The organism is Bacillus methanolicus PB1, from assembly GCF_000262755.1.
Lineage (GTDB): Bacteria > Bacillota > Bacilli > Bacillales > Cytobacillaceae > Bacillus_Z > Bacillus_Z methanolicus.
In genome coordinates this window covers 1,162,655-1,186,407 of record NZ_AFEU01000003.1, presented here as the reverse complement: position 1 = coordinate 1,186,407, position 23,753 = coordinate 1,162,655, and the positions used below count along the sequence as shown (strand labels likewise).

The window sequence follows — 23,753 nt, the reverse complement described above, 5'->3', positions numbered from 1 at the left end:
ATATTATAATAAAATCAGGAACTTGGATAATAGATAGGGGTTAATACGAAAACCGGAGGCTTGTATGAAGAAAACAGTGCTAGTCGTCGACGATGAACAATCAATTGTAACATTGCTGCAGTATAATTTGGAGCAGGCAGGCTTTGATGTTATAACCGCCATGGATGGTGAAGATGGAAAAGATTTGGCTCTTAATGAAAATCCAGATTTGATTATATTGGACTTGATGCTTCCTAAACTTGATGGAATTGAAGTTTGCAAACAATTAAGACAGCAAAAAATGATGACACCCATCTTGATGTTAACGGCAAAAGATGATGAGTTTGACAAAGTTCTCGGTCTTGAACTCGGTGCTGATGATTATATGACAAAGCCATTTAGTCCACGTGAAGTGATAGCAAGAGTAAAGGCAATTTTGCGGAGATCTCAATATCAGCCCGAGGTAAAAGAAAATGAATTTATAGAGAATGGTTATATTAAGATTGCTGACCTGAAAATTTATCCTGATCAATATGAAGCATTTTTTGCGGAAGAACTTCTTGAATTGACACCTAAAGAGTTTGAACTGCTTTTATATTTGGCTAAACATAAGGGAAGAGTTTTAACAAGGGACCAATTGCTAAGTGCAGTATGGAACTATGATTTTGCGGGGGATACCCGGATTGTTGATGTACATATCAGCCATTTACGCGAGAAAATTGAGCAAAACACAAAAAAACCCGTCTACATTAAAACAATCCGCGGTTTAGGGTATAAATTAGAGGAGCCGAAAGGGGAATGACAAAATTCCGTACAAGACTCCTCATTTCTATTATCACCCTTATTGTTGCCGTTTTAATTGGCCTTGGCTTGTTGCTGGGGCAGCTTTTTAAAAGCTATTATTTAAAATCGTTTAATGAAAGACTGAAAATTGAAAGCGGTCTGTTAACTTCGTATATTGAGGACAACGGGGGAATTGACAGTTTTGACGGACAAAAAGTTGATTCTATTAGCAGTATGCTTGAATCAAGAATAACTATTGTTGACCTCGAAGGAACCATTCTTTATGACAGCGGTGAACGATCAAATGCAAAAATTAAGCATGCGGAAATTATCCGTGAAATTATAAAGAAACATTCTGGGACTAAAGACGGTTATGAAGTAGATGGAGGATATGATTTACGGTATTACTGGAGTCCGATTTATAAAGATGGAAAAAAAGAAGGATATGTATTTCTTAGCACGCAAATAGAAGAACTAAAAAAAATATACCGGCAAATTTGGATGCTCTTAACCGCCAGTCTCGGAATGGCTCTCATTGTAATCATTTTGTTAGTGTCACGGATCACGACCCGTTATACGAAACCTATTGAATCTGCTACAAATGTTGCGATGGAACTGGCGAAAGGAAACTATCTTGCCAGAACTTACGAGGATCATATGGACGAAACGGGAATGTTAAGCGCGTCGATAAACGTTCTAGCCCGCAACCTTCAGGAACTGATGAAGACTCAAGAAATGCAGCAGGACCGATTGACTACTCTTATCGAGAATATGGGCAGCGGCCTTATTTTAATTGACAGCACAGGGTATATTAATTTAATTAACAGGGCATATAAAGAGATTTTCAATGTAAATCCGAGCGATTATTTATACAGACTCTATTATGAAGTTATAGAGCATCAAGAAATTTCGAAATTAATTGAAGAAATATTTATGACTGAACAAAAAATTAAGAGGCAAATGCTCATTCCGCTTGCAATTGAAAGGCGGCATTTTGAAGTCTACGGAGCACCTATTATCGGCACAAATGATGTGTGGAAGGGAATATTGCTTGTCTTTCACGATATTACGGAATTAAAAAGGCTTGAGCAGATGAGAAAAGACTTTGTTGCCAATGTCTCCCACGAACTTAAAACGCCGATTACCTCTATTAAAGGATTCACAGAAACTCTTTTAGATGGAGCGATGAATGATAAAAATACTCTTGAAGCTTTTCTCAATATCATTTTACAAGAAAGCGGCCGCCTACAGACGCTTATTCAAGATCTACTGGATTTATCAAAAATTGAACAGCAAGGGTTTAAATTGAATATCCAGTCTGTTGATCTTGTTATGTTGTTAAATGAAGTTATTACGATTCTCGAAAGCAAGGCGAATGAAAAAGGCATTTCTTTAATGCTGGAAACTTCCGGAGAACATATTACAGTTGAGGGAGATCTTTATCGCCTAAAGCAAATTTTTATTAATCTTATTAATAATGCCATTACTTATACTCCTAATGGCGGAATGGTTACAGTGAAAATAATCGAAAATAAAGAGACAGTAACTGTTAAAGTAAAGGATACCGGGATTGGAATTAATAAAGATGAAATCCCGAGAATATTTGAGCGGTTTTACCGGGTGGATAAAGCAAGAAGCCGGAATTCCGGAGGAACCGGTTTAGGGCTTGCGATTGTCAAACATCTGGTGGAAGCGCATCGAGGCAATATTTCTGTTCAAAGCCAATTTGGCAAAGGGACGGAATTTACAATTAAATTTCATAAAACCTTACAATTATAAAAGGCTCTTTGAATTTTTTAAAAATTTTACAGTTCTTTAACATCTGGTTTATTTTTGCTTAACATAGACTTGTTAAACTTTTTTCTGAAAACCCCTTCATCCAAGGAGCCAACGAAAAGACGAAAGCAGACCCCGCTTTCGTCTTTTCGTTTTTATCGGAAAATTTGAATATTGTAAAAATGTTGAAACTCTTTTTACATGTTTTCGTATAAAAAGAAACAATATCTTTTGAAAAGAAAGGGAGAGGCATGATTAGCTTAAAGAGGATTAATACAATTGTCGGCCTTGTTTTTCTTGTTGTCATTTTATGTATCATTGCTTTTTCAACCTGGTATACAGTAGATGAGTCTGAGCAGGCTGTCATTTTAACATTTGGTAAAGTTGAAGAAGGGCTGACTGAGCCCGGGCTTCATTTTAAATTGCCATGGCCGATTCAAAGTGTAGAAAAACTTTCAAAAGAAACGTTCAGTCTCCAATTTGGCTATGAAGAAAAGGACGGGAAAATAAAAGAGTTTCCGGAAGAGACAAAAATGATTACCGGAGATGAAAACATCGTTCTTGCCGATTTGGTCGTCCAATGGAAAATTACTAATCCTGAAAAATATTTATATAACTCTGACGATCCGAAAGAAATATTATATGATGCCACATCTGCTTCGTTAAGAAGCATTATCGGCAGTTCTAAAATTGATGACGCATTAACTTCAGGAAAAGCAGAAATTGAAGCCGAAGTCCGCGATTTGCTTTCCACTCTCGTTAATAAGTATGATATTGGCATTTCCGTCCTTGCCGTAAAGCTTCAGGATGTGGAGCTCCCAAATGATGAAGTCCGGAAAGCTTTTACAAATGTAACTGACGCACGGGAGACGATGAATACAAAGATTAACGAAGCAAAGAAATATGAGAACAAACGGAAAAACGAAGCGCAAGGGGAAAAGGATGCACTTATTTCAACTGCAGAAGGCGACAAGGCTGCCAGGATTGAACGGGCCCGAGGGGATGTAGCTATATTTAACAAGCTTTATGAACAGTATAGGAAAAACCCTGATATAACAAGGCAGCGCCTCGTACTTGAAACGATCGAACAAGTGCTGCCAAATACTGAAATCTATATCATGAATGATGACGGCAATACATTAAAGTATTTCCCTATTCGTCCTCTGGAAAAAGAAAAGCCGAAAGCAAATGAGGAAGGAAGTGAAAACAATGAGTGATAAAAAAATAGTGAATATGAATGAACGGACCGGAAATGGATTCGAGTGGAGAAATTATTTTAGAATTGGAATCTTTTTGGCCGTTCTTTTAACTGTTCTCATTCTTGTTTTCACGAATCTGTTTATTGTAAAAGAAGGGGAATATAAAGTTATTCGTCAATTTGGCGAAGTTGTAAGAATAGAAAAAGAACCCGGATTAAGCTATAAAATTCCGTTCGTCCAAAGCGTCACGACTCTTCCAAAGTACCAGATGACGTATGATGTATCGGAAGCAGAAATCAATACAAAAGACAAAAAACGGATGTTGATTGATAACTATGCGATTTGGAGAATTGCAGATCCAAAAAAAATGATTACAAATGCCAGAACGGTTGAGAATGCAGAAACGCGTATGGAAGAGTTTATTTATTCAGTCGTCCGTGCTGAGCTGGGACAATTAAATTATGATGAGATTATCAATGATGAAAAGTCGTCAAGAGGATCATTAAATGATCGAGTTACAGAAAAAGTAAATGATTTGTTATCAAAAGATAACTATGGAATTGTTGTGACAGATGTAAGAATGAAGCGGACGGATCTCCCTGAAGAAAATGAACAATCTGTATATACGAGAATGATTTCGGAACGTGAATCGAAAGCGCAGGAATACCTTTCCATGGGGGACGCAGAAAAAAACCGGATTATAGCGGAAACAGACCGTGAAGTAAAGGAAATTCTGGCGAAAGCCCAGGCTGACGCAGAGTTGATCCGTGCTGAAGGTGAAGCAGAAGCAGCCAAAATATACAACAAAGCTTTTTCGAAAGATCCTGACTTTTATTCTATGTTCCGTACGCTTGAATCATATAAAAAAACAATCAACGGAGAGACGGTCATTGTTCTTCCTTCCGATTCCCCATATGCACGCTTGCTAATGGGATATACAAAATAACAACAATCATGAAGCCGGCCGTTATTTTCCTTTCTAATTCTTCTCGTGATAGAATAAAGAAGGGAAAATAACGGTTTTTTTGTTCAGTCATAGATTTATCTTTGAAGGAGGATTTTGGGTGGAGAAGAAACTCGTATTAATAGACGGCAACAGTATTGCATACCGGGCATTCTTTGCGCTTCCATTATTAAATAATGAAAAAGGCGTCCATACGAATGCAGTTTACGGTTTTACAATGATGCTGATGAAAATAATTGAAGATGAGAAGCCGACCCATATACTTGTTGCTTTTGATGCCGGAAAAACAACTTTTCGCCATGAAACGTACAGCGAATACAAAGGAGGAAGACAGAAAACACCTCCGGAGTTATCGGAGCAATTTCCTTTTATTCGTGAATTGCTGGATGCTTTCGGGATTCGCCAGTATGAACTGGAAAATTATGAGGCGGACGACATTATCGGTACACTTTCAAAACGTGCAGAAAAAGAAGGGTATCAAGTAAAAGTCATTTCCGGAGATAAAGATTTAACCCAGCTTTGTTCCGAGAAAACGACGGTCGGTATTACTCGCAAAGGAATAACCGATATTGAAGAATACACACCTGACCATATAAAAGAAAAATATGGGCTGACACCTGAACAAATTATTGATATGAAAGGATTAATGGGAGATGCTTCAGATAATATCCCCGGTGTTCCGGGCGTAGGAGAAAAAACAGCGGTCAGGCTGCTTGCTGAATTTAAAACGGTTGAAAACTTGTTGAACTCGATCGATCAAGTAACCGGCAAAAAATTGAAAGAAAAGCTGGAGGAATTCAAAGACCAGGCGCTTTTGAGCAAAAAGTTGGCCACGATTACGACAGAAGCCCCGGTAGACCTTGAACTGAAAGAGATTAAATACGAGGGTATCCAAAAGGACAAGGTCATTAAGCTTTTTAAGGACCTGTCATTTAATTCTTTATTAGACAAGTTTGGCGGAGAATCTGAGACTGAAGAAACAGAGCAGATGGAAGAAATTGAATTTGAAATTGTGTCCAGTGTTCAATCAGACATGTTTACTGATAATAATATCTTTTATGTTGAAGTGCTCGAAGATAATTACCATTATGCAGATATTATCGGATTTTCAGTCGTTAATGAAAAAGGAAGATTTTTTATTTCTGCTGAAATCGCCTTAAAATCAGAGGCTTTCAAAGAGTGGGCAGAAGATGAAACGAAAAAGAAAACCGTTTATGATGCAAAACGTTCTGAAGTTGCTCTAAGGCACCATCAAATTCATTTAAAAGGCGTGGAATTTGACTTTTTGCTTGCATCCTACATAATTAACCCGTCGGAATCCATTGATGATATTGCTTCAATTGCTAAAAGGAATAAATTTGCAAGTGTTCAATCAGATGAAGCTTTTTACGGGAAAGGGGCAAAACGGAAAATTCCTGAAGAAGAAAAACTGGCAGAACACCTCGTCCGCAAAGCGGCTGCAATGGATGCATTAAAGGAAAAACTTGAATTAGAGTTAAAGGAAAACAAGCAATATGAATTATTTAATGAACTTGAAATGCCTTTGTCGCTCATTCTTGCAGATATGGAATATCAGGGGGTTAAGATCGATATAAACCGCCTTCGTGATATGGGCCATGAAATCAATGAGCAGCTAAAGGAAATTGAAAATAAAATATATGATTTAGCCGGTGAAAAGTTCAATATCAACTCTCCGAAACAGCTTGGAGTTATTTTATTTGAGAAGCTTGGACTTCCGGTGATGAAAAAAACAAAAACCGGTTATTCGACTTCAGCCGATGTATTGGAAAAGCTTGAACAGGAGCATGAGATTGTAAGGGAAATCCTTCATTACCGCCAGCTCGGGAAACTGCAGTCTACGTATATTGAAGGTCTTCTGAAGGTAGTTGATCCGAAAACAGATAAAGTCCACACAAGGTTTAACCAAGCGTTGACACAGACAGGACGGTTAAGCTCTACAGACCCGAATTTACAGAACATCCCGATTCGGCTAGAAGAAGGACGGAAAATACGTCAAGCATTTATCCCTTCTGAAAAAGACTGGGTCATTTTTGCCGCAGATTATTCGCAAATTGAATTAAGGGTGCTCGCTCATATTGCCAATGATGAAAAATTGATCCAGGCTTTTAAAGAGGATTTGGATATCCATACAAAAACAGCGATGGAAGTCTTTCATGTCGAAAAAGATGAAGTGACTTCCAATATGCGCCGCCATGCGAAAGCCGTCAATTTTGGCATTGTATACGGTATCAGTGATTACGGCTTATCCCAAAGCCTCGGCATTACGAGAAAGGAAGCGGCGAAGTTTATTGAGAGGTATCTTGAAAGCTATCCCGGTGTAAAAGAATATATGGAAGAGATCGTGAAAGAAGCTAAGCAAATAGGATATGTCTCAACGATTCTTCATCGGCGCCGCTATTTGCCGGAAATTACGAGCCGCAATTATAACGTTCGAAGCTTTGCAGAAAGAACAGCAATGAATACGCCTATTCAAGGAAGTGCTGCGGATATTATTAAAAAAGCAATGATTGATATGGCAGAACGGCTGAAAGCTGAAGGTTTGAAAACTCGTCTTCTCCTGCAGGTGCATGACGAATTAATATTTGAAGCTCCAAAAGATGAGATTGAAAAACTAACAGAAATTGTACCGGATGTCATGGAGAATGCTGTTGAATTAAAAGTGCCGTTAAAAGTGGATTATTCTTTCGGCCCTACCTGGTTCGACGCGAAATAAATAAAAGGAGGGACAAGTGTGCCGGAACTTCCGGAAGTAGAAACAATAAGAAGGACATTAATAAAGCTTGTTCTTCATAAACAGATTGATCATGTATCTGTTTTTTGGCCGAAAATGATTAAACACCCTGAAGAAGTTGAGCAGTTTAAGGATGCTCTAATTGGCCAAACGATTGTACAGATCGAGAGAAGAGGGAAATTATTAATTTTTTATACGAATGATTATGCTCTTGTATCCCATTTACGGATGGAAGGGCGGTACACTTTGTTTTCAAAGAATGACCCAATCGAAAAACATACACATATCATTTTTCATTTTTCAGACGGGACAGAGCTGCGATATAAAGACGTTCGTAAATTTGGAACGATGCATTTATACAAGAAGGGAACTGAATTTCATTTTTCTCCGTTGAATCAGCTTGGACCGGAACCTTTTTCTGATTCTTTCACGATCAGTGCGCTTGCCGAAAAACTCGGCAAAACAAACAGGAAAGTGAAAACAGCGCTATTAGATCAAAAAATCGTTGTCGGGCTTGGAAATATATATGTTGATGAAGCTTTGTTTCGGGCAAAAATCCATCCGGAACGCGCAGCCAATTCATTGACACGGGAGGAAATCGAGCGTCTTCACAGGGAAATTATCGCAACTTTATCTGAAGCGGTTTCCAAAGGAGGAAGTACAATTCGGTCGTATGTCAATTCCCAGGGACAGATAGGCATGTTTCAATTAGAACATTTTGTGTACGGCCGGGAAGGAGAGGATTGCAAGATTTGCGGCTCACCGCTTGAGAAGTCAGTTGTAGGCGGCAGGGGCACACATTACTGCGCAAACTGCCAAAAATGAAATAAGGAACGAAAGGCGGTGCTTCTATTTTTTGGAAAAGATCCTATTACAATGTTTGGGTTGGGAGTAAAAATTCTTGAATATTTTTGAATCAATTGCACATTAAATGGGCTTCTTTCATATACTGTGCTTAGCGATTGACAGGAAGGAGCTCATAAGATGGCGCAGTTGATTTCACTTCTGTTACTAGCTTTTGCTGTCAGTCTTGACAGTTTTAGTGTTGGCTTTACTTACGGATTAAAGAAAATGAAAATCCCATTAAAATCGATTGCCGTTTTAGCATGCTGTTCAGCTGTGACACTGTTGGCTGCTATGGGAATCGGCCATTTTTTTGAAAACCTTATTAAACCGGACGTTTCAGAAAGTATAGGGGGCATCATTTTGATTTTTCTTGGCGGCTGGGTCTTGTTTCAATTTTTTCGGCCGGAAAAATTGAAGGATGTTCTTCCCGGTGAAAAAACAATAGCTAATTTTGAAATTAAATCATTAGGTATTGTGATAAACATTCTTCGTAAACCTATGTCTGCTGACTTTGACCGGTCTGGAACAATTACCGGCATCGAAGCATTTATGCTGGGGCTCGCTTTATCATTAGATGCTTTTGGAGCCGGGGTCGGTGCTGCGATGCTTGGGTATTCTCCGGTTTTTTTAGCAGTGACAGTTGCAGTTATGAGTTCCTTATTTGTGTACGTTGGGATGAAAACCGGTGCGTTGTTTTCAAACAGCACATGGCTGCAAAAGTTCACTTTTATACCTGGTGTCTTACTAATTTTCATAGGAATTAGTAAAATGTAGTATAAGAGAGGAATAGGATATGGCTTTAGTCGTAGGATTAACAGGTGGCATTGCTAGTGGAAAAAGCACAGTTTCAAATATGATAAAAGATCTTGGAATTACGGTTATTGATGCTGATGTTGAAGCCCGCCTCGCTGTTGAAAAAGGTAAAAAGGCATATCATGAAATCGTTTCGCATTTTGGCCCGGAAATCTTACAAAGCGATGGCACGATTGACCGGGCTAAACTTGGATCGATTGTTTTTCATAACAGTGAAAAGCGGATGCTTTTAAACACGATTGTCCATCCAGCTGTCCGTGAGCAAATGCTTTCCAAAAAAATAGACGCAGAAGCTCGTGGAGAAAAAATGATTGTTATGGATATTCCCCTTTTGTTTGAAAGCAAGCTGACATATATGGTCGATAAAACCTTGCTCGTATATGTAGATGAAGAGACACAGCTAAAAAGGCTCATGAAGCGCAACCATTTTACGGAGCAGGAAGCGGAAGCGAGAATTAATTCACAGATGCCTTTAAAGGAAAAAATAATATTAGCGGATGCAGTGATCGATAACAACGGATCGATTGAAGAAACACGAAAACAGCTTATGCGGATTTTGCTTGAATGGGGATATACAGAATGACAGAAAGGGAGGGATTGTATTCCTCTCTTTTTATTTTTAAAAGGTTTTTTCGATCTGCCTTTGTATGTCCTTAATTAAAAATGACATACTAAAAACAGATAAACAACATCATAATACAAATATTTCGGATAGTAAAATATTTATAAATTCCGTATTTTATATAACACATACAAGGATTAATATGTTATACTAATTACAAAATTGTTTTTGAAAAGTATAACATTAATGCGGAAGGAGTCGTAAAATGAAGGCAAGAATAGCGATTAACGGTTTTGGAAGAATTGGACGAATGGTGTTCAGAAAAGCCATCCATGAAAATAACCTTGATATTGTGGCCATTAATGCAAGCTATCCTCCTGAAACGCTGGCCCATTTAATAAAATATGACTCAACACACGGTAAATTTGACGGAGAAGTCATTCCAGATGATCATGCGTTGATTGTAAATGGAAAACGAGTCCAACTTTTAAATAATCGAAATCCGCAAGAACTTCCATGGAAAGAATTAAATATCGATATTGTGATTGAAGCAACAGGCAAGTTTAATTCACGTGACAAAGCGAGCCTTCATCTTGATGCAGGTGCAAAGAAAGTAATTCTGACGGCCCCTGGGAAAGACGAAGATGTAACTATTGTTATGGGAGTAAATGAAAACGTTTTAAATATTGATAAACATAATATTATCTCAAATGCATCATGTACGACCAACTGTTTGGCACCGGTGGCAAAAGTCCTTGATGAAAAATTTGGTATCATAAACGGATTTATGACGACTGTCCATGCATACACAAATGATCAAAAGAATCTTGATAATCCGCACAAGGACTTGCGCCGTGCAAGAGCATGCGGGCAATCAATCATACCAACGAGCACCGGTGCAGCGAAAGCTTTGTCATTAGTGTTGCCGCAGCTTAAAGGCAAACTGCATGGCATAGCTCTTCGCGTACCAACACCAAATGTTTCTCTCGTTGATTTGGTTGTTGATTTGAAACGCGAAGTTACTGTCGATGAAATAAATGACGCATTTGTTGCAGCCTCCAAGGATTCATTGAACGGAATTCTTGATATTACTTATGATCCGCTTGTTTCGATCGATTTCAATACAAATGAACATTCAGCTATCATTGACGGTCTTTCAACGATGGTGATCGGCGCTAATAAAGTGAAGGTGTTAGCATGGTATGACAACGAGTGGGGTTATTCTTGCCGCGTTGTTGATCTTGCAAAACTTGTTGCAAAGGAAATGTTCACCAGTTCTGCAATAAAAGTAGGCTAATCAAACTTTTTATTTAACTTCCCCAATTACCTATTTGCTTACCGGATACCGGTAAGTTTTTTTTTCGAAAAGTTGAGGAAATGCGACTCAATTCATTATTAACAATAATTCTCATAAAAAAAATTTATTCATGTGTTGCAAAAAAAAATTAAACAAAGTATACTAATCATCGTGAACTTCTTGAAATAAGGTAACGATAGCTACTTAAAGGGTTAGGACCTCTTTGGACTAACTTTCCCCCGTGGTAGTTTGGATACCAGTTTCGAATCGAAATTTCAGGAAATTAGAAAAAAAGTTAAAGGGGGAGCTTTAATTATGGAAACAATGGGTCGTCACGTTATTTCAGAATTGTGGGGTTGCGATTTTGAAAAGTTAAATGACATGGAGCAAATTGAAAAAATCTTTGTTGAAGCTGCATTAAAATCTGGTGCAGAAATCCGTGAGGTAGTATTCCACAAATTTGCACCGCAGGGTGTAAGCGGAGTTGTTATTATTTCCGAGTCTCATTTGACAATTCACAGTTTTCCTGAACACGGATACGCAAGCATAGATGTTTATACATGCGGCGATTTAGATCCTAACATTGCTGCTGATTATATTGCAGAAGCGTTAGGAGCCCAAACACGCGAGAATATCGAAATCCCGCGCGGAATGGGTCCTGTTAAAGTTAAACAAACGCAAGCACAAGCTTTGTAATATTTTGAAAATGAATGATAAGAGGTGTATTCAATACACCTCTTTTTAGTTACTAAAAAATGTGGGGCTGACTAAAAATAAAGGGTCAAATCCCTCACTAATAAAAACCATTCTCTATATATTGTTAAAGTTGGAGGGAGTCACACCCTTATGAATCAGCCCCGATGGTGAAATTACATATTTGGGATCAGCGAAAAACGCTAAAAAATCGAGTCCTACTTGTACTAACTTTTTCTTTTTTATAAGATATTAGTAAATGATAGTTTACTTAATAAATCCTTTGCTGGAGCTGATTATATGAAATGCCCTTCATGTCAAAATAGCAGTACTCGTGTTTTAGATTCCCGGCCTGTTGATGAGGGGCGGTCCATTCGCAGAAGACGGGAATGTGAAAATTGCGGGTACCGTTTTACAACGTTTGAAAAAGTAGAAGAAATTCCTCTTATTGTCGTTAAAAAAGAAGGAACACGCGAAGAATTCAGCCGGGAAAAAATATTAAGAGGCCTAATAAAAGCATGTGAAAAACGGCCTGTTGCACTTAATCAATTAGAAGATATTACCCAAGAAGTAGAAAAAGAACTTCGGTGCCAAGGTGTGTCGGAAATAAAAAGTGAGACGATCGGTGAAATGGTGATGGACAGGCTTGCCAAAATTGATGAAGTGGCATATGTGCGATTTGCCTCTGTTTATCGTCAATTTAAGGATATTAATGTCTTCATTGAAGAATTAAAAGAACTGATTAAGAATAATAGTCATAACGGAGCTGAAGATAATCTTTAGCTCTTTTTTTCAATGATGGATTTTTTACTGAAAGGTTTGAATAACGATGGCGCAGCACTGGCAAGAAATTTTACCTGTTGACCGATATATCGTTTCGGCGAACGGGCTTCTTCACGAATATGACCGCAAAGTATTGACTTTATTATATCAGCCGTTAATTGGACATGTATGTTTTAGTTTATACATGACATTATGGGCTGAATTGGAAGAAAACCGGCTTTGGTCCGAATCTTCTTCCCATCACAGTTTAATGACTTTGATGGGTATAAACCTTAAAGAGATTTATATGGCCCGTTTGAAGCTTGAAGGAATCGGATTAATGAAATGCTATGTCCGTAATGATGATGATTTCCGATCGTTTATATATGAACTACTGCCTCCATTGACACCTGAACAGTTTTTTTTAGATGGGATGCTGAATATATATTTATACCGTAAAATCGGAAAAAATCAATTCAATCGCTTAAAGCGTTTTTTTAGTGACCAAAAAATTCCTGAACGGAATGATTATAAAGAAATTACAAAGCCATTTCAGGATGTTTTTGCTTCTGCTCCTCCTTCTGCTTTTCAATTGAACAAGGATGCATCCAATGATAATTTTCCTGCTGATGGTCATGTTTTTATTGGAAGGAAAGAACAGGAAGGAATACAAATTGATGAATCAACATTTAACTTTGAACTTTTGCAAGCAGGCTTGCAGGAATCCATCGTTCCGAAAAAAGCTTTGAACAGAAAAGTAAAAGAAGCAATCAGCAATTTAGCTTTTCTTTACGGAATCGATGCGATTCAAATGAAAAATATTGTCATTAGTGCTGTCACAGCAGATAATGAAATTGATATCGAAGAACTAAGAAAAGCAGCAAGAGATTGGTATCAATTTGAACATAACGATCAGCTCCCTGCGCTTGTAGACCGGGTGCAACCGGTAATTTACCATTCAGGCAGTTCTGAACCGAAATCGAAGGAAGAAGAGCTAATCCTCTATTTCGAAACAACATCACCAAGGCAGCTCTTAAAAGACCTTTCAGGCGGAGCAGAGGCTTCAAATGCCGATTTAAAAATTATTGAAGAAATTATGTTTAATCAAAAGCTTCTCCCGGGAGTTGTGAATGTGCTTATTCAATATGTTATGCTAAAGACAGATATGAAGCTTACAAAAGGTTACGTGGAAAAAATAGCCAGTCATTGGGCGCGAAAAAAAATAAAAACGGTCAAAGACGCTATGGAACTTGCCAAAAATGAGCACAAACAATATCTGGAATGGGCTCAAGGAAAGAAAAATGCCGGTTCTCAATCGAAAAAGAAATCTGTTCGAACGGAAATGCTGCCGGATTGGTTCCTTCAAAAACAATCGGTTGAACAGAAAAATCATGAAGAAGATGATTTTGATTTCGAATCCGAAAAGCGTAAATTGGAAGAGGAGCTTAAAAAGTATAAGTGAGGGGGGTGAGTCTTTACATGCAAAATATTAATGATACAATAAAAAAACTTGCAAATAATGTAGATTTTCAAAAAAGATATGAATTAATGAAACAAGAAATTTACAAAGATCCATATGTAAAAGCATTTTTGGCTGAAAATCGAGGTTCCATTACACCGGAGATGCTTGAAAAAAGCTTAACAAAGCTTTATGAATACAGTACTCAAAGCAAAGAATGCAAAGAGTGTCCTAGCCTTGAAGGTTGCAAAAATATTATGAAAGGCTACCACCCTCACTTAGTGCTGACCGGCAGTTCAATCGATATCAATTATGACCGCTGTCCGCGAAAACGGTTATACGACAAACGAAGAAAAGAAGAACGGTTAATCCAGAGCATATATGTGCCGAAAGAGATTCTTAAATCTTCTCTCGGTGAGCTTGAGCTGGATAAAGGAAGGCTTAAAGCAATCAAGCTGGCAAAAGATTTTGTTGAAACATACCGTCCCGGAGAAAAACAGAAAGGACTTTATTTGTTTGGGCCATTTGGAACGGGAAAAACGTATTTATTAGGTGCCATCGCCAATGAACTGGCTAAAAAACAGATAAGCTCATTGATTGTTTATGTTCCAGAATTTTTCCGTGAAATGAAGAATTCGATTGGCGATCAAACGGTAAACGAGAAACTTGAAATTATGAAAAAGACTCCGATCTTAATGCTGGATGATATTGGGGCAGAAACGATGAGCAGCTGGGCAAGAGATGAGATTTTGGGAACCATTCTTCAATTTCGGATGATGGAGAATTTACCAACTTTCTTTACCTCAAATTTTAACATGACAGAACTGCAGCACCATCTTGCCTATAGCCAGCGCGGTGAAGAAGAGCAGATAAAAGCTGCAAGAATAATGGAACGGATCAAATATCTTGCGGAGCCCGTTAAAGTTGATGGCCCAAACCGCAGAGAATAATTTTCCAGGCTCCCTTTATGGCGGCCTTTTTCTTTTTCTGTGGAAAAGGGGCGGTGCTACACAAACAAATATAGAAATGCCTACTTATTTTTAGCAAGATATTTGTTTAGCTTTGTAAATATTTAGAGCTTTGCTTCGCTCACACCGCCTTATTATGTTGGTTCTGTTTTATAATGAAAGCTATTTCCATGTTAGGGTTGGGAGTTTAAAACTCATGCACGTTTTTTGAAAGATTTTCCCTTTGTAAGACTTCTATTTTGACCAAGTCCTCCATATACATTAAATCAAAGATTTGTTTCTCCACGTTATAAGGGGGGATTTGGTGTTGATTGAAATCATCTTCCAAAACAATGAGGACGCTTCAAACTTGCACAAGGCATTACAGCTCCATTTATCCTCTGAAGCTAAAAAAAAGATTCTTCTTTTTGAAGATCGACATATAGTAAAAGTTTCAATAAATTCGCATTCGAATGATACTTTGCGAGCTATCAAAACAGCTTTTTATGAATTTATTACTTATACGAAACGTGATGAATGGCTGCGAACGATTATTGCAGAGCATTACTATTTTGAGGATCCCGAAGAGCAGCAGCAAATCCTTGACATTATCCATTCAATTTTTGAAGGAAAACGAGAGGAATTGGATTTCTTTTTTAAAGATACTGATCTGGATACTATGTTAATTCATGCAATGGACCAAGTTTTTCGTGAAAATCTCTCTTTTTCGTTTGATTCATTTGTTAAGTTTCGGCTAAGGCCATTTTTAGAAATACTTGAGAAATATGTGCAAGTGTCGATTGATGAATACAAAATGGAGCAGGAATACCAGATATTTATTCATACATTAAGGGAATATTTAGAAATGAAAAGGTCGAAAATTTCTCATCTTCATTTATTAATCGATGATGGAATTACCTTTTTTGATGAAAAATATGATGAGATTAAGCGAGGAGATCTTGCGAGAATGATAGACAGAAAACTGCTATTTAATCACCCTGTTTATGTTGATTCTGCTACGATTGCTCCACTGTTGTCGATTGCACCTGCTACGATCTTTCTTTATACAGAAGAACCGGACCAACCGCTAATCCGGACAATTGTGAATATATTTGAAGAACGTGTATCAATTAAACCTGTTTCCGCATTGTATGGACAAATTAGCATTATTCCATATACAGCTGAAGAGAATTGAAAGCAGCTCTTGCTTTTTCGAAAACTTCGCACTATAATAACGTACATAATAATTAATAAACTTATTTGTTAAAGGTAATGATGAGGACAAGGGTATTCTTTCACGGTTTACAGAGAGGGAAAGCAAGGCTGAAACTTTCCTAATACGGATGGAATGCTTACCACCTCTAAACTTCACATTGAACGTGAACGAAAAAAGTATCAATCACTAGTAAGTGCTGACGGCTGCAGACCGTTATTCTGTATCAAAGCCATCGAGCCTGATATTCAATTTGGCCGGTGGGAATTTGGGTGGAACCACGGGTAATCGCTCGTCCCTTTTTACAGGGACGGGTTTTTTTATTTATTAAAAAAGGGAGGTAAAATTATGTCAGACGGTGTAAAAATTACGTTTCCTGATGGGGCAGTGAAGGAGTTTCCTAAAGGAACGACAACGGAAGATATTGCAGCTTCAATTAGTCCGGGACTAAAGAAAAAAGCCATTGCCGGTAAATTAAACGGCCAAATGTATGATCTTCGCCGTCCGATCGAAGAAGACGGAGAAATAGAAATTATTACTCCTGACCGTGACGAGGCATTGGAAGTGCTTCGCCACAGCACTGCACATTTAATGGCTCAGGCAATAAAGCGTTTGTACAAAAATGTAAAACTTGGCGTTGGGCCTGTCATTGAAGGCGGTTTTTACTATGATATCGATCTTGAGGATTCTCTGACGCCGGAAGATTTGCCGCGAATCGAAAAGGAAATGGCAAAAATCGTTAATGAGAATTTTGAAATTGTACGGAAAGAAGTGAGCCGTGAAGAAGCAGTGCAGCTTTATAAAGAAATTGGCGATGAATACAAGCTTGAATTGATTGAATCTATTCCAGCTGACGAGAAGGTAACCATTTACGAGCAGGGTGAATTTTTCGATCTTTGCCGTGGTGTTCATGTACCTTCAACCGGAAAAATTAAAGAATTTAAGCTGCTCAGCATTGCTGGAGCTTATTGGCGCGGGGACAGCAAAAACAAAATGCTTCAGCGCATTTACGGCACAGCTTTCTTTAAAAAGGAAGATCTAGAGGAACACTTGCGCCTGCTGGAAGAAGCGAAAGAGCGTGATCACCGCAAGCTTGGAAAAGAACTAAACTTATTTTCAAACTCACAAAAAGTCGGCCAGGGACTGCCGCTCTGGCTGCCAAAAGGTGCGACAATCCGCCGTGTGATCGAGCGGTACATCGTTGATAAAGAAATTTGTCTTGGCTATGACCATGTATATACTCCAATCATGGGAAGTGTAGAATTATATAAAACTTCCGGCCACTGGGATCATTATCAGGAAAATATGTTCCCGGTCATGGAAATGGACAATGAACAGCTTGTTCTGCGTCCGATGAACTGCCCTCATCATATGATGATCTATAAAAACAGCATGCACAGCTACCGCGAATTGCCGATCCGGATTGCGGAGCTTGGCACAATGCACCGTTATGAAATGTCAGGCGCGCTTTCCGGACTGCAGCGTGTGCGCGGAATGACATTAAATGATGCACATATCTTTGTCCGCCCTGACCAAATTAAAGACGAATTTAAGCGTGTTGTTCGACTTGTATTAGAAGTTTATAAAGATTTTAATATAAAAGACTATTCTTTCCGCCTTTCTTACCGTGATCCGGCAGACAAAGAAAAATATTATGACGATGATCAAATGTGGGAAAAAGCCCAGAGCATGTTAAAAGAGGCAATGGACGAACTTGGCCTTGAGTATTTTGAAGCAGAGGGAGAAGCGGCCTTCTACGGTCCTAAGCTTGATGTTCAAGTTAAAACAGCATTAGGCAAGGAAGAAACTTTATCAACCGTTCAATTGGATTTCTTGCTTCCGGACCGTTTTGATTTAACGTATATTGGTGAAGACGGTAAACCGCATCGTCCAGTTGTTATCCACCGCGGCGTTGTTTCCACAATGGAGCGCTTTGTTGCCTACTTAATTGAAGAATATAAGGGCGCCTTCCCGACATGGCTTGCACCGGTTCAAGTACAAGTGATTCCTGTTTCGCCTGATGCTCACTATGATTATGCCAAACAGATACAGGAAAAACTGAAGGCTGAAGGATTCCGCGCCGAACTGGATGACCGTGATGAAAAGATCGGCTACAAAATCCGCGAAGCGCAAATGCAAAAAATTCCTTACATGCTTGTAGTCGGCGATAAGGAAGTGGAAGACAATGCGGTTAACGTCCGGAAATACGGTGAACAAAAATCGGAAACTGTTTCGTTTGCAGACTTTGTTTCATCCTTGAAAGAAGAAGTGAAGCTTTCATAATGAAAAAACGGAGGGCTTTCGATTCCGAAAAGACTGAATGAAAAGAGGAGAAAACGTTTTTTTAGGCCAACGTACAAAAGGAATAACAAAAAAGTTATTGCATTACGTGAAGCCTTCTGTTAAAATACAATTCGTTGTGATTAAAAAGGGTTTGATTGACATTTATTCATGGTTTGTGATATAGTAAATTAAGTGAATTGAATACAAGTTTGTGGAAAAGAAGAAGCACCCGCTTCTCACCTGATTGACGCTAGAGGCTGTTGGCTGTTGACAGGTTTTGCGCAAAATTTAAAGGCTGGTTGTGTCTTTCGCAGTGCGGGTGTTTTCATCCGCACTTTTTTATTTTTCATCATTCTTTTTCCAAACGCTGTATTCGCTAAACAAACCATGGAGGTGTCTAATTATTAGCAAAGACATGATCTTAAATGAGGGTATCCGTGCCCGTGAAGTCCGCCTTATTGACCAAAATGGCGAGCAATTAGGAATTAAATCCAAAAACGAAGCACTTGAAATTGCTGCACGCGTAAATCTTGATCTCGTATTAGTTGCGCCGAATGCAAAGCCTCCGGTAGCCCGCATTATGGACTATGGAAAATATAAATTTGAGCAGCAAAAAAAGGAAAGAGAAGCGCGTAAAAATCAGAAAATCATCAACGTTAAAGAAGTTCGTCTTAGTCCTACAATTGAAGAACATGATTTTAACACAAAGCTTCGGAATGCGATTAAATTCTTGGAAAAAGGCGATAAGGTGAAAGCATCGATCCGTTTTAAAGGTCGTGCGATTACACATAAAGAAATAGGCCAACGTGTTTTAGTGCGTTTTGCGGAAGCTTGCAAAGATATTGCAACAGTCGAGTCACATCCAAAAATGGACGGCCGAAGCATGTTTATGGTCCTGGCACCAAAAAACGACAAGTAACAAGGAGGAATACCAAATGCCAAAAATGAAAACTCACCGCGGCGCTGCCAAGCGTTTCAAGAAAACTGGATCCGGTAAACTAAAACGTTCTCACGCATTCACAAGCCATTTATTTGCTAATAAATCGACTAAACAAAAACGCAAACTTCGTAAAGCAACGCTTGTTTCTAAAGGCGATTTCAAACGCATTCGTCACTTATTAGACAATATCAAGTAATCTTGAAAGATTTATCTAGGAGGGAAATAACATGCCACGTGTAAAAGGCGGTACAGTTACTCGCAAACGTCGTAAAAAAGTTCTAAAATTAGCTAAAGGTTATTACGGTTCTAAACATACATTATATAGAGTTGCTAACCAGCAAGTAATGAAGTCTTTAATGTATGCATATCGCGACCGTCGCCAGAAAAAACGCGACTTCCGCAAACTTTGGATCACCCGTATCAACGCGGCTGCCCGTATGAACGGCCTTTCTTACAGCCGTTTAATGCATGGCTTAAAGCTTGCAGGAATTGAAGTGAACCGCAAAATGCTTGCAGATTTAGCCGTCTCTGACGAAAAAGCGTTTACTGAATTAGCAAATGTTGCGAAACAACAATTTAGCAAATAATTATGTCGAAAACGGCCATTCTCAAAGGAGGATGGCTTTTTAAATATTAATTGGAATACTTATGCCGTTGTTTCTGTCATATAAGCTATAGAAAAATCAAGTAGTTATTTAGGATATTCAGGATCGTTTTTTTCCAAAAATTCTTTTATAGGACTTTTCCAGTCAATCTTTGCACTGGAATAATGTTCACGTATCTTGCTTTCGATGAAAAGAAAATCTTCCTTAACCAAACCCTTTAGTTCAGAAACGCTACGCGGCCATATAAAGATGGACACAACCTCAAAGGCATTTTCCGTCGTTCCCAAGTATTTTTCTCCTTCAAATAATACACCTTTATAGGTAAGCAAAAAATTTTTATGGACATTATTCTCGTCATCAAAAAAATAAAAGCGCTTTTGCTCATGAGCGAGTTCCAGCTTTCGCTTCGGGTTTAATAAATATTTAGTCAAGCTGTAAACGGCAAAAATGATAAGTGCAAACAATAGGAAGCGCAGCATCCACATCATTACATGCTCCTCCAATAATTTTTTTTTAATTACGAATTAAACTTTAAAAAGTTTCATCATTTTTGTAATTTGATATAATTTTTTTATACAAAAATAATCTTGAAAGGGTTTCAAAGGATGGATTTCCAAAAACTATTTGAAATGCAAAAAGCTTTAGATCGGCATATTGAAACTAAGCATCAATTATTGGATGAGAATTTATTTGACAGGAAGGTCCTTGCTCTTCTTGTTGAATTGGGAGAATTGGCAAATGAGACCCGCTGTTTTAAATTTTGGAGTGTAAAGCCTCCGTCTCCTCACAAAGTTGTTTTAGAAGAGTTTGTAGACGGAATCCATTTTATCCTGTCTCTCGGGATCGAATTCGGTTTTGAACTTGAAAAAATGGAGTTCCCGCATTCAAAAACAACAACCTCTTTAAATGAACAGTTTTTACGAGTTTATCAATTAATTGTAAATTTTAAACAATTTCGTACCTACCATCATTATCAATTAATGTTTCGAGGTTATTTAGAACTTGCAAGTCTTCTTGGTTTTACACCGGCGCAAATCGAACAGGCATATATTGAAAAAAATGAAGTAAATTATGAAAGACAGCGACAAGGATATTAGCAGAATTTTTTGATCTTTTTTAAAAGCTTCTTGTATAATGATTTGAAAAACATATAAGGGGAGTCGAAATAATGGCTAATTTGGATGAAACGTTAACAATGCTGAAAGATTTAACCGATGCAAAAGGAATTCCCGGCAACGAACGCGAAGTGCGTGAAGTGATGAAAAAATACATAGCTCCTTATGCAGATGAAGTAACAACCGACGGCCTGGGAAGTTTAATTGCCAAGAAGGTTGGAAAAGACGGCGGACCTAAGATTATGGTTGCAGGCCATTTAGATGAAGTCGGTTTCATGATCACCCACATTGATGACAAAGGATTTTTGCGCTTTCAAACTGTCGGGGGCTGGTGGTCTCAAGTAATGCTTGCCCAACGGGTGACAATTGTGACCCGTAAAGGAGACATAACCGGTGTAATCGGTTCAAAGCCTCCCCATATCCTTCCGGCGGAAGCGAGAAAAAAACCTGTAGAAATAAAAGACATGTTTATTGATATTGGAGCTTCAAGCCGTGATGAAGCAATGGAATGGGGCGTACGCCCCGGGGACATGGCCGTTCCATATTTTGAGTTTACTGTTATGAATAATGAGAAGATGCTTCTTGCCAAAGCATGGGATAACCGCATCGGCTGTGCGATTGCGATTGATGTACTGAAACAATTAAAAGGCGAGGATCATCCAAACGTGGTTTATGGTATTGGAACGGTTCAGGAAGAAGTCGGTTTACGCGGTGCCCGTACTTCTGCTCAAAAGATCGAACCGGACATTGCTTTTGGAGTGGATGTTGGGATTGCCGGAGACACTCCGGGCATTTCGGAAAAAGAATCATTAAGCAAATTGGGGAAAGGCCCGCAAATTATTTTATATGATGCAAGCATCGTCTCGCATAAAGGACTTCGCGACATTGTAACCGACACTGCTGATAAACTAAACATTCCTTATCAATTTGATGTGATGGCCGGCGGCGGTACCGATTCGGGTGCAATCCATCTCACTCATAAGGGCGTACCGTCAATATCGATTACAATTCCAACCCGTTACATCCATTCTCATGCTGCAATCCTTCATCGCGGCGACTATGAAAATGCGGTTCGCTTGATCGTTGAAGTAATCAAACGGCTTGATAAAGAGACGGTTGAAAAAATTACATTTGAATAAAAAGACAGAGAGGCTGTCTCATAAGGGTCTGACCCTTAGGCTTTTGAAACAGCCTCTTACTGTTTGTTCAGTTAAATAATGAGTTTTATTTTTTTATTTTAAGCCGCTTTCCAACGTTTGAAGCATTTCCTGGCGGTCTTGTTCAGAGGAATTTTTCCAGATTACTTCAAAAAGTACGCCGAGACCCGGCAGCATTTTTTCTTCTCCGGTATTGATGGCGTCAACAATTGTTTCTCTTAATTCGTCTTGTGAGTTTCCGGAAACATTTTGGATAATGGCTTTCCGTAAATTTAAATTCATTTTTAACCGCTCCTTTCAATTTTCCTATCGATATTATCATTTCTAATTTTGAATTTAATATGTAAAGCAGTTAAGTTATAATAAGGGAACTGATTACGAAAAAAGGAGAGACAGTGTTTGAAACACATTCACTCTGTTCAAAATCCGCAAGTGAAGCAATGGAAAAAGCTTTTAACAAAAAAAGAGCGGGACAAGACAGGAACATTTCTCGTCGAAGGCTTCCATCTCGTTGAAGAGGCCTTAAAAGCCGGAAGCGTACTAAATTTAATTATTAACGAAAAGCCGGAATGGCCGTCACGCTTCAATTACGGTTCGATTCCAGTCACGATGGTGACAGATGAGATTTTCAACACCTTGTCGGAAACGGAAACTCCTCAAGGTGTCTTAGCCGTGTGCCGGCAGGCTAAAATCGGCCAAGATCAAATAAAAGGGAAAAGGTTTCTGTTAATAGATGCCGTCCAAGATCCAGGAAATTTAGGAACCATGATCCGAACAGCGGATGCTGCAGGAGTAGACACAGTCATTGTCGGCAACGGCAGTGTCGATATTTATAATTCTAAAGTTCTTCGTTCCGCACAGGGGAGCCATTTCCATCTTCCTGTTGTAAGAGGGGATTTGTTTGAGTGGATGGAAAGGCTTCAACAAGAGAATATCCCTGTCTATGGAACAGCCCTCGACAATGCCAGAATCTACACGGAAGCCAAACCGGAAGGATCGTTTGGATTAATTGTCGGAAACGAAGGAAGCGGTGTAAATAAAGAATTATTAGCAAAAACAGACGAAAATCTTTTTATCCCGATCCATGGAAAAAGCGAATCATTAAACGTTGCTGTTGCAACGGGAATATTGCTGTATTATTTGTTAGGTTAAAAATGGGCACACTATTTTTCAAAACCGTTTGAAAGAAGAATAAGAATTTACTATAATAGACACCAAAAATGCATACATAAAAACGATGATGGAGAAAAGTAGCTTTTTCACACCATTCAGGGAGAAAATGCCGTAGACTGGAAGCATTTTTATGGGAAGAAAAAGTGAAGTTCACCTCCTGAGTTGGCATCAGGACCATTCCTAAAAGGAATGTAAAGATGCACCGGCATATGCCGTTATCTGAATGAAGCGAACCCGCTTTAGCTGTTATTTTGCTAAGCGTGTTAAGAAGGGTGGTACCGCGAATCCTAAACCTCGTCCCTTTATTGGGAGCGAGGTTTTTTTATTTGGGGTAAAAGCGAAAGAAAATCGCGGTTATATTGAAAAAAATTGCAGTAAATTCCAAAAAAATTGCGATTATTTATCCCGATTTTCACGAAAAAGTACTCATTCAAT

General features: G+C 38.6%; 23 protein-coding genes and 2 other annotated features. Of the genes, 21 read left to right on the top strand and 2 right to left on the bottom strand.

Going from position 1 to position 23,753, the window contains the following annotated elements; all coding sequences use genetic code 11:
- Nucleotides 1-64 precede the first annotated feature (64 nt).
- The 18 genes from PB1_RS15655 (at nucleotide 65) to rplT (ending at nucleotide 19,855) form a co-directional block, all read left to right on the top strand.
- Nucleotides 65-781, top strand: a complete 717-nt coding sequence (locus PB1_RS15655; protein ID WP_004438813.1) for a response regulator transcription factor — start codon at nucleotides 65-67, stop codon at nucleotides 779-781.
- On the top strand, nucleotides 778-2,541 hold the full coding sequence (gene pnpS / locus PB1_RS15650; protein WP_004438812.1) for a two-component system histidine kinase PnpS: 1,764 nt from the start codon (nucleotides 778-780) through the stop codon (nucleotides 2,539-2,541). The genes PB1_RS15655 and pnpS overlap by 4 nt, the downstream gene beginning before the upstream one ends.
- Nucleotides 2,542-2,789: 248 nt before the next feature.
- Complete coding sequence (gene hflK, locus PB1_RS15645) at nucleotides 2,790-3,755, top strand: FtsH protease activity modulator HflK (protein WP_004438809.1); 966 nt, start codon at nucleotides 2,790-2,792, stop codon at nucleotides 3,753-3,755.
- Nucleotides 3,748-4,683 (top strand): protease modulator HflC, encoded by a 936-nt coding sequence (hflC, locus tag PB1_RS15640; RefSeq protein WP_004438807.1) that lies wholly within the window; start codon nucleotides 3,748-3,750, stop codon nucleotides 4,681-4,683. Before hflK ends, hflC begins: the two co-directional genes overlap by 8 nt.
- Before the next feature lie 118 nt (nucleotides 4,684-4,801).
- Nucleotides 4,802-7,435 carry a DNA polymerase I gene (gene polA / locus PB1_RS15635; RefSeq protein WP_004438805.1) on the top strand — a complete coding sequence of 878 codons (2,634 nt, stop codon included), beginning with the start codon at nucleotides 4,802-4,804 and terminating at the stop codon, nucleotides 7,433-7,435.
- 18 nt (nucleotides 7,436-7,453) lie between these two features.
- Complete coding sequence (mutM, locus tag PB1_RS15630; RefSeq protein WP_004438802.1) at nucleotides 7,454-8,278, top strand: DNA-formamidopyrimidine glycosylase; 825 nt, start codon at nucleotides 7,454-7,456, stop codon at nucleotides 8,276-8,278.
- A 159-nt stretch (nucleotides 8,279-8,437) separates the two neighbouring features.
- Entirely contained in the window at nucleotides 8,438-9,073 is a 636-nt protein-coding gene (ytaF, locus tag PB1_RS15625) for a sporulation membrane protein YtaF (RefSeq protein WP_004438800.1), read from the top strand.
- Nucleotides 9,074-9,092: 19 nt separating this feature from the next.
- Nucleotides 9,093-9,695, top strand: coding sequence for a dephospho-CoA kinase (coaE, locus tag PB1_RS15620; protein WP_004438797.1), 603 nt, complete (start codon nucleotides 9,093-9,095; stop codon nucleotides 9,693-9,695).
- A gap of 244 nt (nucleotides 9,696-9,939) precedes the next feature.
- On the top strand, nucleotides 9,940-10,971 hold the full coding sequence (locus PB1_RS15615) for a glyceraldehyde-3-phosphate dehydrogenase (protein ID WP_004438796.1): 1,032 nt from the start codon (nucleotides 9,940-9,942) through the stop codon (nucleotides 10,969-10,971).
- 315 nt (nucleotides 10,972-11,286) lie between these two features.
- Nucleotides 11,287-11,667 (top strand): adenosylmethionine decarboxylase, encoded by a 381-nt coding sequence (gene speD, locus PB1_RS15610; RefSeq protein ID WP_004438794.1) that lies wholly within the window; start codon nucleotides 11,287-11,289, stop codon nucleotides 11,665-11,667.
- A gap of 297 nt (nucleotides 11,668-11,964) precedes the next feature.
- The gene (gene nrdR / locus PB1_RS15605) at nucleotides 11,965-12,447 is read left to right on the top strand and encodes a transcriptional regulator NrdR (RefSeq protein WP_004438790.1); all 483 of its coding nucleotides are present in this window, start codon (nucleotides 11,965-11,967) and stop codon (nucleotides 12,445-12,447) included.
- Between the two features lie 46 nt (nucleotides 12,448-12,493).
- Nucleotides 12,494-13,888: a replication initiation and membrane attachment family protein gene (locus PB1_RS15600; RefSeq protein WP_004438788.1), complete on the top strand. Its 1,395-nt coding sequence runs from the start codon at nucleotides 12,494-12,496 to the stop codon at nucleotides 13,886-13,888.
- A 17-nt stretch (nucleotides 13,889-13,905) separates the two neighbouring features.
- Nucleotides 13,906-14,835, top strand: a complete 930-nt coding sequence (gene dnaI, locus PB1_RS15595; protein WP_004438785.1) for a primosomal protein DnaI — start codon at nucleotides 13,906-13,908, stop codon at nucleotides 14,833-14,835.
- Nucleotides 14,836-15,160: 325 nt separating this feature from the next.
- On the top strand, nucleotides 15,161-16,027 hold the full coding sequence (ytxC, locus tag PB1_RS15590) for a putative sporulation protein YtxC (RefSeq protein ID WP_004438783.1): 867 nt from the start codon (nucleotides 15,161-15,163) through the stop codon (nucleotides 16,025-16,027).
- A gap of 366 nt (nucleotides 16,028-16,393) precedes the next feature.
- Nucleotides 16,394-18,328 (top strand): threonine--tRNA ligase, encoded by a 1,935-nt coding sequence (gene thrS / locus PB1_RS15585; protein ID WP_004438782.1) that lies wholly within the window; start codon nucleotides 16,394-16,396, stop codon nucleotides 18,326-18,328.
- A gap of 211 nt (nucleotides 18,329-18,539) precedes the next feature.
- Nucleotides 18,540-18,675, top strand: a sequence feature (ribosomal protein L20 leader region).
- 53 nt (nucleotides 18,676-18,728) lie between these two features.
- Nucleotides 18,729-19,247: a translation initiation factor IF-3 gene (gene infC / locus PB1_RS15580; RefSeq protein ID WP_162829158.1), complete on the top strand. Its 519-nt coding sequence runs from the start codon at nucleotides 18,729-18,731 to the stop codon at nucleotides 19,245-19,247.
- Between the two features lie 16 nt (nucleotides 19,248-19,263).
- Entirely contained in the window at nucleotides 19,264-19,464 is a 201-nt protein-coding gene (gene rpmI / locus PB1_RS15575) for a 50S ribosomal protein L35 (RefSeq protein ID WP_004438777.1), read from the top strand.
- Between the two features lie 31 nt (nucleotides 19,465-19,495).
- Nucleotides 19,496-19,855 carry a 50S ribosomal protein L20 gene (gene rplT / locus PB1_RS15570; protein ID WP_004438774.1) on the top strand — a complete coding sequence of 120 codons (360 nt, stop codon included), beginning with the start codon at nucleotides 19,496-19,498 and terminating at the stop codon, nucleotides 19,853-19,855.
- Nucleotides 19,856-19,959: 104 nt separating this feature from the next.
- Here the strand turns inward: rplT and PB1_RS15565 are convergent, their stop codons facing one another.
- A complete protein-coding gene (locus PB1_RS15565) occupies nucleotides 19,960-20,361 on the bottom strand; it encodes a hypothetical protein (RefSeq protein WP_004438771.1) in 402 nt (133 codons plus the stop codon).
- Between the two features lie 117 nt (nucleotides 20,362-20,478).
- Between PB1_RS15565 and PB1_RS15560 the strand changes: the two genes are divergently transcribed.
- Nucleotides 20,479-20,970 carry a dUTP diphosphatase gene (locus tag PB1_RS15560; RefSeq protein WP_004438768.1) on the top strand — a complete coding sequence of 164 codons (492 nt, stop codon included), beginning with the start codon at nucleotides 20,479-20,481 and terminating at the stop codon, nucleotides 20,968-20,970.
- Nucleotides 20,971-21,041: 71 nt separating this feature from the next.
- Entirely contained in the window at nucleotides 21,042-22,127 is a 1,086-nt protein-coding gene (locus PB1_RS15555) for a M42 family metallopeptidase (protein ID WP_004438765.1), read from the top strand.
- A 93-nt stretch (nucleotides 22,128-22,220) separates the two neighbouring features.
- Here PB1_RS15555 and sspI read toward each other — a convergent pair whose 3' ends face one another.
- Nucleotides 22,221-22,427, bottom strand: a complete 207-nt coding sequence (sspI, locus tag PB1_RS15550) for a small acid-soluble spore protein SspI (protein WP_004438763.1) — start codon at nucleotides 22,425-22,427, stop codon at nucleotides 22,221-22,223.
- A 117-nt stretch (nucleotides 22,428-22,544) separates the two neighbouring features.
- On the opposite strand from sspI, the gene PB1_RS15545 reads away from it, so the two are divergent.
- Nucleotides 22,545-23,297 carry a TrmH family RNA methyltransferase gene (locus tag PB1_RS15545; protein WP_004438760.1) on the top strand — a complete coding sequence of 251 codons (753 nt, stop codon included), beginning with the start codon at nucleotides 22,545-22,547 and terminating at the stop codon, nucleotides 23,295-23,297.
- A gap of 76 nt (nucleotides 23,298-23,373) precedes the next feature.
- Nucleotides 23,374-23,623, top strand: a binding site (T-box leader).
- Nucleotides 23,624-23,753 lie beyond the last annotated feature (130 nt).

Bases quoted from the DNA above. Each gene is read 5' to 3' on its own strand.
- coaE (WP_004438797.1), top strand. From the start codon at position 9,093: ATGGCTTTAGTCGTAGGATTAACAGGTGGCATTGCTAGTGGAAAAAGC.
- speD (WP_004438794.1), top strand. From the start codon at position 11,287: ATGGAAACAATGGGTCGTCACGTTATTTCAGAATTGTGGGGTTGCGAT.
- dnaI (WP_004438785.1), top strand. From the start codon at position 13,906: ATGCAAAATATTAATGATACAATAAAAAAACTTGCAAATAATGTAGAT.
- PB1_RS15615 (WP_004438796.1), top strand. From the start codon at position 9,940: ATGAAGGCAAGAATAGCGATTAACGGTTTTGGAAGAATTGGACGAATG.
- pnpS (WP_004438812.1), top strand. From the start codon at position 778: ATGACAAAATTCCGTACAAGACTCCTCATTTCTATTATCACCCTTATT.
- PB1_RS15560 (WP_004438768.1), top strand. From the start codon at position 20,479: ATGGATTTCCAAAAACTATTTGAAATGCAAAAAGCTTTAGATCGGCAT.
- rplT (WP_004438774.1), top strand. From the start codon at position 19,496: ATGCCACGTGTAAAAGGCGGTACAGTTACTCGCAAACGTCGTAAAAAA.
- PB1_RS15565 (WP_004438771.1), bottom strand. From the start codon at position 20,361: ATGATGTGGATGCTGCGCTTCCTATTGTTTGCACTTATCATTTTTGCC.
- hflC (WP_004438807.1), top strand. From the start codon at position 3,748: ATGAGTGATAAAAAAATAGTGAATATGAATGAACGGACCGGAAATGGA.
- sspI (WP_004438763.1), bottom strand. From the start codon at position 22,427: ATGAATTTAAATTTACGGAAAGCCATTATCCAAAATGTTTCCGGAAAC.
- nrdR (WP_004438790.1), top strand. From the start codon at position 11,965: ATGAAATGCCCTTCATGTCAAAATAGCAGTACTCGTGTTTTAGATTCC.
- hflK (WP_004438809.1), top strand. From the start codon at position 2,790: ATGATTAGCTTAAAGAGGATTAATACAATTGTCGGCCTTGTTTTTCTT.
- PB1_RS15555 (WP_004438765.1), top strand. From the start codon at position 21,042: ATGGCTAATTTGGATGAAACGTTAACAATGCTGAAAGATTTAACCGAT.
- PB1_RS15600 (WP_004438788.1), top strand. From the start codon at position 12,494: ATGGCGCAGCACTGGCAAGAAATTTTACCTGTTGACCGATATATCGTT.
- ytaF (WP_004438800.1), top strand. From the start codon at position 8,438: ATGGCGCAGTTGATTTCACTTCTGTTACTAGCTTTTGCTGTCAGTCTT.
- rpmI (WP_004438777.1), top strand. From the start codon at position 19,264: ATGCCAAAAATGAAAACTCACCGCGGCGCTGCCAAGCGTTTCAAGAAA.
- thrS (WP_004438782.1), top strand. From the start codon at position 16,394: ATGTCAGACGGTGTAAAAATTACGTTTCCTGATGGGGCAGTGAAGGAG.
- PB1_RS15655 (WP_004438813.1), top strand. From the start codon at position 65: ATGAAGAAAACAGTGCTAGTCGTCGACGATGAACAATCAATTGTAACA.